At 74.4% G+C, this 12,327-nt stretch carries 9 protein-coding genes; 6 read left to right on the top strand and 3 right to left on the bottom strand.

Translation table 11 applies throughout. The annotated features are described in order from the left end of the window. The first annotated feature begins 80 nt into the window (after nt 1–80). On the top strand, nt 81–782 hold the full coding sequence (locus JE024_RS04190) for an aspartate/glutamate racemase family protein (RefSeq protein WP_205372270.1): 702 nt from the start codon (nt 81–83) through the stop codon (nt 780–782). Between the two features lie 325 nt (nt 783–1,107). After that, entirely contained in the window at nt 1,108–4,032 is a 2,925-nt protein-coding gene (locus tag JE024_RS04185; RefSeq protein WP_205372269.1) for a helix-turn-helix transcriptional regulator, read from the top strand. Between the two features lie 84 nt (nt 4,033–4,116). Here JE024_RS04185 and JE024_RS04180 read toward each other — a convergent pair whose 3' ends face one another. Next, on the bottom strand, nt 4,117–4,890 hold the full coding sequence (locus JE024_RS04180; RefSeq protein WP_205372268.1) for a polysaccharide deacetylase family protein: 774 nt from the start codon (nt 4,888–4,890) through the stop codon (nt 4,117–4,119). 429 nt (nt 4,891–5,319) lie between these two features. Between JE024_RS04180 and JE024_RS04175 the strand changes: the two genes are divergently transcribed. Continuing rightward, nucleotides 5,320–6,258, top strand: coding sequence for an alpha/beta fold hydrolase (locus JE024_RS04175; RefSeq protein ID WP_244882579.1), 939 nt, complete (start codon nt 5,320–5,322; stop codon nt 6,256–6,258). 129 nt (nt 6,259–6,387) lie between these two features. Here the strand turns inward: JE024_RS04175 and JE024_RS04170 are convergent, their stop codons facing one another. Further along, the gene (locus JE024_RS04170) at nt 6,388–6,813 is read right to left on the bottom strand and encodes a response regulator (RefSeq protein WP_205372267.1); all 426 of its coding nucleotides are present in this window, start codon (nt 6,811–6,813) and stop codon (nt 6,388–6,390) included. A gap of 317 nt (nt 6,814–7,130) precedes the next feature. On the opposite strand from JE024_RS04170, the gene JE024_RS04165 reads away from it, so the two are divergent. Next, nucleotides 7,131–8,759, top strand: a complete 1,629-nt coding sequence (locus tag JE024_RS04165) for a sensor histidine kinase (RefSeq protein ID WP_244882577.1) — start codon at nt 7,131–7,133, stop codon at nt 8,757–8,759. Continuing rightward, entirely contained in the window at nt 8,756–9,979 is a 1,224-nt protein-coding gene (locus JE024_RS04160; RefSeq protein ID WP_244882575.1) for a PP2C family protein-serine/threonine phosphatase, read from the top strand. Before JE024_RS04165 ends, JE024_RS04160 begins: the two co-directional genes overlap by 4 nt. Nucleotides 9,980–10,105: 126 nt before the next feature. On the opposite strand, the gene JE024_RS04155 is transcribed toward JE024_RS04160, so the two are convergent. Continuing rightward, complete coding sequence (locus JE024_RS04155; protein WP_205376364.1) at nt 10,106–11,221, bottom strand: aromatic acid exporter family protein; 1,116 nt, start codon at nt 11,219–11,221, stop codon at nt 10,106–10,108. 573 nt (nt 11,222–11,794) lie between these two features. Between JE024_RS04155 and JE024_RS04150 the strand changes: the two genes are divergently transcribed. Continuing rightward, a complete protein-coding gene (locus JE024_RS04150) occupies nt 11,795–12,313 on the top strand; it encodes a pyridoxamine 5'-phosphate oxidase family protein (RefSeq protein ID WP_205372265.1) in 519 nt (172 codons plus the stop codon). Nucleotides 12,314–12,327 lie beyond the last annotated feature (14 nt).

The following is a 12,327-nucleotide window of genomic DNA, read 5'->3' as shown; positions in this document are numbered from 1 at the left end:
ATGGTGATGGCTGTGGATACTTGGATTGCTTTGATGTGGCCGGTCCTGCAGTATCGGCCGTCGAAGGAGGTGGATCCGCTATGAAGATGATCGGGCTCATCGGCGGTATGAGCTGGGAGTCGACCGCCGAGTACTACCGGCTGCTGAACGACATCACACGCGAGCGGCTCGGCGGCCTGCACTCGGCTCGCTGCGTGCTGCACTCGGTGGACTTCGCGGAGATCGAGGTCCTCCAGGCCGAGGGCCGCTGGGCGGAGGCCGGCGAGATCCTCGCCGCGGCGGCGCGCTCCGTCGAGAGGGCCGGAGCCGACATGGTGCTGCTGTGCACCAACACCATGCACAAGGTCGCCGACCAGGTCGCCGCGGCGGTGTCGGTCCCCCTGCTCCACCTCGCGGACGCGACGGCGGACGCCGTCCGCGCGGCCGGCATACGCCGGGTCGGCCTCCTCGGCACCCGGTTCACCATGGAGCAGGACTTCTACCGGGCACGTATGGAGGCCGCGGGACTCCACGTCCTCGTGCCGGACGAGGACGGAAGGGCGCTCGTCCACCGGGTCATCTACGAGGAACTCTGCCTCGGTGTGGTGCGCGAGGAGTCCCGCGCGGCCTATCGGGAGGTCATCGGCGCCCTCGTCGCCGACGGAGCGGCAGGCGTCGTCCTGGGCTGCACGGAGATAGAACTCCTCGTCGGCGCGGCGGACAGCCCCGTGCCGGTCTTCCCCACGGCACGAATACACGCCCAGGCTGCCGTCGACGCCGCCCTTGCACCAGCCGCGCCCTGATCCGCCCGCGCTCTGATCCGGTCGGGCTGCCGCGCCGACCCGGGTTGTCCAGCACCGCCCCGGTCGTGCCGCACCGGTCCCGGTCGTGCCGCACCGGTCCCGGTCGTTGACCGGCCCCACCCCGCCGGGCCCGGCGGGGTGGGGCCGGTCAACGGGACGGCCCTGAACGGGACGGCCCTACCCCCAGCCCTCCGGGCGGGCCCGGGGGCACGCGGCCCCGGGCCGTGATCAGGCGGCCCTCGCCCTTGATCATCCGAGGGGTACAGTCGCCCGGTGCGTCGCACGGCACACGGCCGTGCCCATGAGCAGCCAGGGAGCACGTCGCATGCCGGGGGACGCAATCGCCGGACGCCCGGCCGAACTCGCCGCGGTGACCGCACTCCTCGACGGCGTCCGGTCCGGCACGGGCAGGGCGCTGGTGGTCCGCGGCGAGCCCGGCGTCGGCAAGTCGGCGCTGCTGCGCCACGCCGCCGGGCGGGCCGCCCCCGCGAGAGTCCTGCGGGCCACCGGCGCCGAACCGGAGAGCGGTCTCGCCTTCGCCGCCCTGCACCAGTTGCTGCGGCCGGTCGCGGGCCTGACCGACGCCCTGCCGGAACCGCAGCGCGACGCCGTCCACGGCGCCCTCGGGCTCGCCGCCCCGCCGGCCGAGTCCGACCGCTTCCTGGTGGCCGCCGGAGTGCTGTCGCTGCTGGAGGAGGCGAGCCGTCCGCACGGACTGCTGTGCGTCGTCGACGACTTCCACTGGGCCGACCGCGCCTCGGCCGCCGCCCTGCTGTTCGCCGCCCGCCGACTGGAGGCCGGCGCCGTGGGCCTGCTGATCGCCACCCGAGACACCCCCGCCACCCGGCACACCCTGCGCGACCTGCCGCAGCGACCGCTGACCGGGCTGGACGCCGCAGCCGCCGCCACCGCCCTGGCCTCCTGGACGGGCACGGAACCGAGCCCCCGGGCCGCCGCCCGCCTCACCGAGGCCACCGGCGGCAACCCGCTCGCCCTGCGCGAGACCGCCGAGCTCCTGACGCCCGGTCAACTCAGCGGCCGGGAACCGCTGCCCGACCCGCTGCCGCTCGGCGACCGGATCGCCGCCGCCTACGAGGACAGGCTGGCCGCGCTGCCCGACGCCACCCGCCGGATGCTCCTCGTCGCCGCGCTCGACGGCCGCGGGGATCCCGGTGCGATCCTCGCCGCGGCCGCCCGCCTCGACGTGCCGGGCCATGCCCTGGAGCCGGCCGAGGCGGCCGGACTGATCGAAGCCGGCCCCACCGCGATCACCTTCCGCCACCCGCTCGTCCGCTCCGCCGTGCAGGCCGCCGCCGGCCCCCCGGAGCGGCGTGCCGCGCACGAAGCCCTGGCCGCCGCCCACGGTGACGCGGGGGAGGCGGACCGCAGGGCCGCGCATCTGGCGGCCGCCGCCGTCGGCCCCGACGAGACCGTCGCCGCCGCCCTGTCCGCCGCGGCGGAGCGGGCACGCGCCCGAGGCGGCCACGCGGACGCCGCCGATGTCCTGACCCGCGCCGCGCAGTTGACCCCCGAACCGCACGCCCGCGCGCGGAGACTGACCGACGCCGCGACGGCGGCCTGGCTCGGCGGCCGCCCGGGACAGGCGCACAGCGCGCTCGCGGCGGCCCACGAGCACGCCAAGGACCCCGCACTGCTCACCGAACTCGCACAGTTGCGCGGCCGATTCGCCCTCAACTCCGGAGACGCGGCCGACGCCCTGCGCATCTTCCTCGACGCCGCCGACCGCGCACCCGGCAGGCTGGCCCTGCTCGCGGACGCCGCCGAGGCCGCCGCCTGCGTGGGCGACACCGAGGCCGGCGCCCTCATCGGCCGCCGCGTCGACGTCCTGCCCGCCGCCCGCCGGGAGGAGCCCGCGTCCCGGCCCGAACAACCCGCGACCCGCCCGGAGCAGCCCGCCTCCGTCACGGAACAGCCCGACGACGCGGCCGACGTCCTGCCCGACGTCCGCCCGGAGGATCCAGCCTCCCGCCCGGAGCAGCCCGGCTCCGCCACGGAACACCCCGACGCCCGCTCGGAACACCCCGGCGACGCCTTCCTGCGCGCCGTGCTCGCCGGATGCGGTGCCCTGGAGGCGGGGGACCGCGACCGCGGAGTGCCCCTGCTCCGGAGAGCCCTGGCGGCGGTCGAGGACACCGCGGACGACGCGGCCGCCCTGCTGTGGGCCGCTGCCGCCGCCAGCCTGCTCGGCGAGAGCGACGCCGCCGCCGGGTACGGGGCACGGGCCGGTTCCGTCGCCCGGATGTCCTCGCTGGCCGGTACGCTGCCGGTGGTCCTGGAGAACGCGGCCACCGCTGAGCGGATGAACAGCCGATTCGCCCACAGCGAGGCCCTGTCCACCGAGGGCCTGGCGCTCGCCAGGGAGGCCGGCCTCACCAACTCCGCGGCCGCCCACCTGGCCAACCTGGCCGTCTGCGCCGCCGTCCGCGGCCAGGAGGACCTCTGCCGGACGCGCGCCCAGGAGGCCCTGGCCATCGCCATCCCCCACCGGCTCGGACTCCGCGCCGGGGTCGCCTCCTACGCCCTGGGCATGCTCGACCTCGGCCTCGGACGCTTCGACCTGGCGCACCGGCGCCTGACCGCGCTCGCCGCCGCCGGACCGGGCGCAGGGAGCCCCGTGGTTGCCTGGGGCTCCGCCGCCGACCGGGTCGAGGCCGCGGCCGCCGCCGGTGACGAACCGGCCGCCCGTGGCGCCCTCGCCTTCCTGGAGCAGTGGTCGGCCCACGCCGCGTCGGGCCGGGAACGCGCCCGGCTCGCCCGCTGCCGCGCCCTCGTCGCCGCCGACGACGGCGAGGCGGTGACACTGCTGGAGGAGGCGCTGCACCACCTCGCCGGTGACCCCGGCGCCGCCTGGGACCAGGCGCGCACGGCCCTGCTGCTCGGCGAACGCCTGCGCCGCGCCCGGCGGATCGCCGAGGCCAGGGACCGGCTGCGCGACGCCGTGGAAGCCTTCCGGCGCCTCGGCGCCGGTCCGTGGGAGCAGCGCGCCCGGGGCGAGTTGCGCGCGGCGGGGGAGAGCACCGATCCCGCCGGACCGGACGCCCTCGCCGCGCTCACCCCGCAGGAGCTGCGGATCGCGCGTCTGGTCGCCGACGGCGCCTCCAACAAGGATGTCGCGGCGCGGCTGTTCCTCAGTCCCCGCACGGTGGAGTACCACCTCTACAAGGTCTATCCGAAGCTGGGCATCAGCTCCCGCGCCGACCTGGTGCGCCTGCTGGGCCGGGAGCGCTGACCACCGGGACTGCTGACCACCGGGAGCGCTGACCGCCGGGAGCGCTGACCGCCGGGAGCGCTGACCGCCGGGCGGCGCCGGCGGTCAGCGCACCGGGAAGCCGAACTCGTACCCCTGCTCGGCGAGCCGGGGGAGCACGCGGCGCAGGGCCTCGACGGTCTGGGAGCGGTCGCCGCCCGCGTCGTGGAACAGGAGGGTCGGCCCGTTGGGGAGTTCCCGTTCGACGGTCTCGACGATGGCGTCCGCGCCGGGCCGCTCGAAGTCCTTGGTGTCGACGTTCCAGCCGAGCGGGCGCATGCCACGGGAGGCGGCCAGCTCGCGGCTGTACGGGGTGAAGGCCCCGCCGGGTGCCCGGTAGTACAGGGGGCGGACGCCTCCGGACGCCTCCGTGATCATGCGCTCGGCGTCGAGGATCTCCCGCGACTGGTACTCCTCGGACTTCTTGTCCATGGTGGTGTCGTGGGACACCGAGTGGTCGCACAGCAGGTGCCCTGCCGCGACCACGTCCTTCACGAGGTCCGGGTGCGCCTGCGCCTGGATCCCGGTCACGCAGAACGTGGCCTTCACCCCGTACTCGCGCAGCAGGTCGAGCACTTGGGGAGTCCACTGGGGGTCGGGGCCGTCGTCGATGGTGATGTTGACGCCGCGTGGCCCCTTGTCGGAGGCGTGGGCGATCTCGGCCGAGACCCGCTCGACGGCCGCGTCCGGCTTCGCGGAGGCGGTGGCTTGAGGAGAGGGGCCGCCCACGGCGCCGGCTTGCGCGGTCCACACCGAGGCGCCGACGGCCAGCATCGTCACCCCGAGTGCCGCCCCGACCGCCTTGCCGTACCAGCTCCGCTCGCCACCGTGCCGTGCCATGTCCGCCCCCGCTTCCGCCCTGTCGCCTGTCGTGCCGGTCCCTTCGGAACCACCTGGCAGGACGGGGGAAGTGCGGTGTCGGATGCGTCCGTTACCGATCGCGGACATTTTCGGGGGAGTTCGCGGACACGGGCGGTCCGGCGCGGCCCCCGTGACCACCACCAGTGGTGCTACGGATGGCACCGGTGGCCCGGTCCGGCAGAGTCGTTCCCGTCAGCAGCACGAAGCACGAAGCACGAAGCACGAAGCACGAAGTACGCGGCGGCACAGCACGCAGCGGCACAGCACGAAGCGGCGCACAGCACGCGGCGGCGGACAGCAGCGTGCAGCAGGCAGAAAAACGCAGCAGCACACAGCAGACACCAGAACACGGCAGACACCAGGACACACGGCAGGCGACAGCAGGCCGCACGAAGAACGGACACACGGATGCACGCACAGGGACAGCTGATCGCGGTGGGCGACATCGAGCTGTGGACCGAGGAGTTCGGCGATCCGGCCGGCCCGGTGGTCCTGCTCGTGATGGGCTCGATGACCCAGGGCCTGCTGTGGCCCGACGAGTTCGTGGGCCGTCTCGCGGCCGCCGGACACCGGGTCGTCCGCTACGACCACCGGGACGTGGGCCGCTCCACGGCCCGCGACTTCGAGACCCACCCCTACACCTGGGCCGCGCTCAAGGACGACGCGCTCGGCCTGATGGACGCCCTCGGTATCGACAGGGCGCATGTGGTCGGCCACTCGGCGGGCGGATTGATCGCCCAGTGGATCGCCGCGGAACACCCCGAGCGGCTGGAGAGCCTCACCGTCATCGGCTCCTCCCCGCTCGGCGAACGGGAGGGGCAGGTGCTGATGCGCGCCCTGCTCGGCGAACCGCAGCCGGCCGGGAGCCTTCCGGAACCGCGTCCGGAGTTCATCGACTTCTTCCGGGCGGCCATCACCGCCGCCCCGCCCCGTGACCGGGCCGAGGCCGTCGATCTCCAGATCGCCACGGCGCGGATCATGAACGGGACGGCGCTGCCGTTCGACGAGGACGCCCAGCGGCGGCTGGAGGAGACCCTGTTCGACCGCTCGCGCGATCCGCGGACCACCGCCAACCACCGGCTCGCCGGGATGGCCGACCCCGAGGTCGAGCCCACCGGACTGCTCGGCACCGTGCGCACTCCGACCCTGGTGGTCGAGGGCACCCACGAGCCGGCCAAGCCCGGTCACGGCCGGCTGATCGCCGACGCCGTCCCCGGCGCCCGGCTGCTGATGGTGCCGTCCATGGGCCACATGATCGCGCCCGAGGTCGTCGCCCCCGTCGCGACCGCGCTGCTCCAGCACTTCGCCGCCGCCACTGCCGCTGCGGCGGACGGGGCCGCCACGTGAGCCCGGGCGGCGGCCGGACCGCGCAACCTCGCCCCGTCCGGATGACCAGGAGCCCGCCCGGACCGGACCGTGAGTGGCCGGCGCCGCCCGCCCCGCCGGTCCGCGAGATCACGAAAGACGGGCTACGAACTACGAGCGCGGCGGCTTGGTGATCGTGTCGAGGTAGAACGCGTCGATGCTCTGCACGGCGCGCTCGAACTCGTCGAGGTTCACCGGCTTGGTCACATACGCGTTGGCGTAGTGGTGGTAGGCGTCGGTCACGTCGTCCGGCGCGGAGGACGTCGTCAGCACCACCACCGGGATCGACCGCAGGTTCTCGTCCGCCTTCACGATCGCCAGCAGCTCGCGGCCGTTCATCCGGGGCATGTTCAGATCGAGCACGATCAGGTCGGGCCGCGGGTTCGACGTGTCGCGGAGGTACTCCAGCGCCGCGACGCCGTCCTCCACCTTCGTCAGGTTCCGCGCGCCGTGAGCACTCAGGGCGTCCTCGATGAGCATGGCGTCGGCGACGTCGTCCTCGACCAGAAGCACGTCGTAGGGGGGTGCTGCGGTCATCACTGTGTGCTCCGGGTTCGCTCGGCGCCGTGCCCGCCGGGGCGGCGGCTCGAAGGGGGGAAGGCGGTCATGCGCACCGGCTCGGGGCGGGTGCGCGGTCCGACGGTGCGACCGTCCGTCCGGGGCCGCCGGCCGGTACGGCCGCCGCGCCCTTGGGGGCCTCGGTCACCAGCGGGAGCCGGACCGGCGTGGACGGGCGGGAGTATGCATGAGCTCACCTTAGATGGTCCCCTCCTCGCCCGACAACGACTGTTGCCGTGAGGGTACAGTTGGCCGCCTGCCTACCCCAGGAGAGGCGGTGCAGGGGAGGGGCAGTCATGACGGACAGCACGGTCGACGGCGCATCAGCGCCCGGAGGGGCCCACCGAACCACGGGGCCCGGCGAGGGGCTCGGCGAGGACCATCGGGGTGCGGGCCGGTGGACGACACGGCAGTGGCTCGTCGTCGGCGTGTCCACGGCCCTCGCCGTCCTCCTCGGCCTGCTCGCCCTCGGTGTGTGGTCCCTCACACGCACCTCGGACGTCACCGGTCGGCTGGTGGACGTCCACTCGCCCGCGCTGATCGAGGCGGAGCGGCTGGAAGCCGCGCTGCTCAACCAGGAGACCGGTGTCCGCGGCTACGGGCTGTCGGGCCAGAAGGAATTCCTCGCCCCCTGGGAGAAGGGCCTGGCCGACCAGGAGGCGGCGGCGAAGCGACTCCACTCGCTCGTGCGCGGCGACTCGCGCGGTCTGGCCGATCTCGCCGCCGTCGAATCGGCGGCCGAAGCCTGGCAGCAGCGCTTCGCCCGTCCCCTCGCCGACTCCCCGGCGCCCGAGGCGGCCGACACGACCACCGCCGAGGGCAAGAGGCTCTTCGACGCCGTCCGCGACGCGAGCGAGGCCCAGCAGGAGCACCTCCAGGACGTCCGGTCCTCCGCGCGTGACGCCCTCGACCGCGCGGCCCTGCTGCGCAACGCGGTCCTCGGCGCGATCGCCGTCCTGGTCGCCCTTCTCGCGCTGCTCGCCTTCGAAGGCGTACGCCGCGGCATCACCGAACCGCTCGCCCGCCTGCGGGCGCAGGCGCGCACGGTCGCCGCCGGCCGCTTCGACCAGCCCGTGGACACCGCGGGCCCCGCCGACCTGCGGGCGCTCGGCGCCGACGTCGAGGCCATGCGCCGCCGGCTCGTCGACGAGCTGAAGGCCGCGGAGGAGAGCCGCAGGCTCCTGGACGAGCAGACGGCGGACCTCCAGCGTTCCAACGCGGAGCTGGAGCAGTTCGCCTACGTCGCCTCGCACGACCTCCAGGAACCGCTGCGGAAGGTGTCGAGCTTCACGCAGCTCCTCCAGCGCCGCTACGGCGGACAGCTCGACGACCGGGCCGACCAGTACATCGGCTTCGCCGTCGACGGCGCCAACCGCATGCAGACCCTCATCAACGACCTGCTCGACTTCTCCCGCGTCGGCCGGGTCCACAACCAGCAGAACACCGTCGATCTGGAGGCCGTCGCCGACAACGTCCTGGAGTCGCTGAGCGTCACCGTCGAGGAGACGGGCGCCGTCATCACCCGGGACGAGCTGCCCACCGTCCTCGGCGACCGCACCCAGCTCGGCATGCTGCTCCAGAACCTGGTCTCGAACGCGATCAAGTTCCGCGCCCCGGACACCCCTCCCCGCATCCGGATCGAGGCCGAACGCGACGGCGACCGGTGGCGGCTGGCCGTCAGCGACAACGGCATCGGCATCGACCCGGACTTCGCCGACAAGATCTTCGTCATCTTCCAGCGCCTGCACACCAAGGACGCCTACCCGGGCAACGGCATCGGACTGGCCATGTGCAAGAAGGTGGTCGAGTTCCACGGGGGCGCCATCGCCCTCGACCCCGAGCACCGCCCCGGCAGCCGCTTCACCTTCACCCTCCCCGTCCACACGCCCACGACCCCCGACACCGACGGGGAAGCGACCTCGTGAGCGCGCCCGCTGCCGAGCAGCACTACGACATCCTCCTCGTCGAGGACGACGCCGGTGACGCCCTCCTCGTGGAGGAACTCCTCGTCGACACCGGCCTGTCGCACACCCTCGTCTGGCACAAGACCCTCGCGGCGGCCCGCACCGCGCTCGCCGAACGGCCCGCGGCCTGCGTCCTGCTGGACCTGCACCTGCCCGACGGCTCCGGCCTCAGCCTGGTCGGCGCCGTCCAGGAGGCGGCACCGGACACCGCCGTCGTCGTGCTCACCGGGCTCTCCGAGACCCACGCGGGCGTCGAGGCGCTCGCCACCGGAGCGCAGGACTACCTGGTCAAGGGCAAGGTCGACCCCGACCTGCTCCAGCGGGTCGTCCGCTACGCCGTCCAGCGAAAGCAGGCGGAACGGGCCAAGGCCGCGCTCCAGGCAGGGGAACTGCGCGCCCAGGAGAACGCCCGCCTGGAGCGCGGTCTGCTGCCGCCCCTCATGCTCGGCGCCACGACGGCCACCGCCACCACCCGCTACTTCCCCGGCCGCGAGCGCGCCCTGCTAGGCGGGGACTTCCTGGACGTGGTCGAGACCGGCGACCACCTGGTGCACGCCGTCGTCGGAGACGTCAGCGGCCACGGACCCGACGCGGCCGCCCTCGGCGTCTGCCTGCGCATCGCCTGGCGCGCCCTGGTCCTCGGGGGGCATCGCGGGCCCGAGCTGCTGCGGCTGCTCGAACAGATGCTGCTGGCCGAACGCGGCCGTCCCGACATGTTCACCACCTGCACGCTGCTCACCCTCGACCTGCGGGCCCGCACCGTCACCCTCCACCTGGCCGGACACCACGAGCCGCTGCTCACCAGCGAGGGCACCACACGCGAGCTCCCCGCGCAGCACGGTGTCGCCCTGGGCATCGCCCCCGGCGTCGAACTCTGGCCGGCCACCACCGTGCCGCTGCCTCCCCGGGGCGCGCTCACCGTCTACACGGACGGCCTCATCGAGGGCCACACCGACACCCACCGCACCCGGCTCGGCACCGAGGGGCTGCTGCGCCTGCTCAACACGGCGCCGGTCACCGATCCCGACACCCTGCTCGACCAGCTCATCGCGGACGTGCGCAAGCTCAACGCGGACCGTCACACCGACGACCTCGCCATACTCCGCCTCGACTGGGACACCGCCCTCGTCCCCGCACAGCCCGGACCACAGCCGCAGCCCACCTCCCCGCGGCACGGCTGACCGCCCCGCAGCCAACCGGCCCCCCGCGCGGCTGACCGTCCCACTGCCCACCTTCCCGCGGCACGGCTGACCGCCGCCCCGCGCACCCTCGGCGGGCCGGCACCGGTCTCATGCCACTCACGCCACTCATGCCACGCCGCGGACCAGGCCCAGGAGCTGCTGCCCCGACGCCGCCACGGCGCCGAGTGCCACGGCCGTCTCCTGGTCGTACGAGACCAGCCCGGCCTTGAGGTCCGCCAACGCGTCCTCGGCCCGGGCGACCGCCGCCTCGCGCTCCGCGCGGTCGGCCGCACCCGGCGGCAGGTCCCAGCGCCTGCGGTCCCAGTCGCAGACATCGGCGACCGCCCGCAGCAGCCGGGCCAGCACACCGAGCCGGGCGGGCGGCGGCAGCGCGAGATCCCGGTCCCGCCCCGCGCCCGCGGCGAGGTTGTCCACCAGCGCCGCCAGGCGCTCCATGAAGCGTTCCCAGTACAGGTCGTGCTCGATCGGAGGAGGGCGGCGCGCCCCGCGGCGCATCCGGTGCCCCGGGTTGAAGCGGTAGCTCTCCCGGCTCCACGTCCGTGCGCTGCGCAGGCCCTCCAGCGTCGCCGTGAGGCTCCCGGCGCGGTCCTTCCACCGCCGCGCGTCGGCCTCGTCGCAGCCGGACTCGACGTCGTCGGCCATCTGCCGGAGCAGACCGGTGCTCTCCCCGGCCATGGTGGCGAGCGCCTCCCGCACGCCCCGCAGGTGCACCGGCGGCAGCAGCAGGGCGTTGACGCCGATCCCGATTGCGGCACCCACCACCGCCTCACCGAGCCGGTGCGCGATGTCGTAGCCGGAGAACGTCCCGTACGCGAGCACGAAGATCACCGTGGTGGGGGCGTAGACGCCCTGGTCGCCGAAGCGGTTGTGCGCGCCGAGCAGGGCCGCGGGCGGCAGGGCGAGCGCAATGGCCCCCATCACACTGCCGGTGGCGAGGGCCGCGCCCGCGGCGAGGAGGGTGCCCGCCGTGATCAGCGCCAGCTGCTGCACGCCGGTGCGCACCGAACGGTAGACGGTGCCCTGGACGAGGGCGACGGCCGTCCAGGGCGCCATCAGCGCCATCGGCGCCTGCCACCACCAGCCGACGAGCGCCCAGGCCGCGACGGCGGCGCCCGCCGCCTTCAGCGCCTGGACGCCCGCGTCCCGCTCCCTGCCCGGCGCGGCGAACGCCCGCCGCACCGCGGCCGCCCCCGCCTCCACTTCCCAGCCGAGCCGGCGCATCCCCACGCCCGGCACCTCCTCCTGCCACCACACTCCGCCCGGCCCGCACCCCCGCGGCCCGGCCCGTCGTGCTGCCGCGAGTGCCCGCCGGGGCAGTGGTCACACGTCACGGGAGACGCGGCGTGGTCCGGTCCGACGCGTGCCGGTCCCACCGTGCTCCGCTTCCAGCGCCCGACCGCGTTCGGACGGACACGTCGGAAGGCTGTTCCGACAGGCCGCGCGAAGCCGTCGTCACGCATCGGCCCGCGCGAGCGCACCGCCCGGACGGCCTTGCCGCTCGGCGGGCAGGGGACGCGCTCCCAGTGGTCGGCGAGCGCTGCGACCAAGGCCACGCCGAGCCCTCCGGGGGTAAGGGGGTAGGAGGCGGTGTCGGGCGGCGTGAGGGTGCGGGGGAGCAGGCCTCCGCGTGGGTCGGTGACCTCTACGCGCAGACGCGGGGATGACCGACGAGCGGATGGCCGACGACGGCGGCCACGCAGGCGTGGGCACGGAGGGCAACCCGCGCGGAGCAACCTCACCGCCGCTTCATCAATGAGGACAGAGGGTGTCGGGTTTACCGCCGACGATGGCCGTATGCGCGAAACCCCAGAAGAACTCGACAGGCTCCAGTCCCTCCTCGACTCCTCCCTCTCCGGCTCGACCTCACACCTCCGCTCGATCGTCGAGGGCCGCACCATCACGGCGGCGCAGCTCACCGGGGTCCTCACCGGTATGTGCACGCTCGCCCTCTCCACGGTGACCGCGAAGGGCGAACCGCGGATCAGCGGCGCGGACGGGCACTTCCTGCACGGCCGGTGGCACTTCGGCACGGCGCGCAACGCCGCCAAGGCCCGGCATCTCGCGGCCCGTCCGGCCGCCAGCGTCGCGCACCTGCGCGGCGAGGACCTCGGCGTGTTCACCCACGGCACGGTGGAGGAGCTGAACCCCGAGGACGCCGAGGCCACGGCCGACTGGCAGGAACTCCTCGCCTACCTGAAGGACTTCTACGGCGACGACTCCTTCGACTGGAACCGTGAGGTCGTCTACTACCGGCTGAACCCGCACTGGATGACCGTCTACGCCCCCGACCTCGACAAGCTCACCAGCACCTGACCGGGACCGTCGAC

Source organism: Streptomyces zhihengii (genome assembly GCF_016919245.1).
Taxonomy (GTDB): domain Bacteria; phylum Actinomycetota; class Actinomycetes; order Streptomycetales; family Streptomycetaceae; genus Streptomyces; species Streptomyces zhihengii.
Note: the sequence above shows the minus strand (reverse complement) of the source record. Positions and strands in the feature narration are given on the sequence as shown.

Bases quoted from the DNA above. Each gene is read 5' to 3' on its own strand.
- JE024_RS04190 (WP_205372270.1), top strand. From the start codon at position 81: ATGAAGATGATCGGGCTCATCGGCGGTATGAGCTGGGAGTCGACCGCC.
- JE024_RS04185 (WP_205372269.1), top strand. From the start codon at position 1,108: ATGCCGGGGGACGCAATCGCCGGACGCCCGGCCGAACTCGCCGCGGTG.
- JE024_RS04170 (WP_205372267.1), bottom strand. From the start codon at position 6,813: ATGACCGCAGCACCCCCCTACGACGTGCTTCTGGTCGAGGACGACGTC.
- JE024_RS04165 (WP_244882577.1), top strand. From the start codon at position 7,131: ATGACGGACAGCACGGTCGACGGCGCATCAGCGCCCGGAGGGGCCCAC.
- JE024_RS04175 (WP_244882579.1), top strand. From the start codon at position 5,320: ATGCACGCACAGGGACAGCTGATCGCGGTGGGCGACATCGAGCTGTGG.
- JE024_RS04150 (WP_205372265.1), top strand. From the start codon at position 11,795: ATGCGCGAAACCCCAGAAGAACTCGACAGGCTCCAGTCCCTCCTCGAC.
- JE024_RS04155 (WP_205376364.1), bottom strand. From the start codon at position 11,221: ATGCGCCGGCTCGGCTGGGAAGTGGAGGCGGGGGCGGCCGCGGTGCGG.
- JE024_RS04180 (WP_205372268.1), bottom strand. From the start codon at position 4,890: ATGGCACGGCACGGTGGCGAGCGGAGCTGGTACGGCAAGGCGGTCGGG.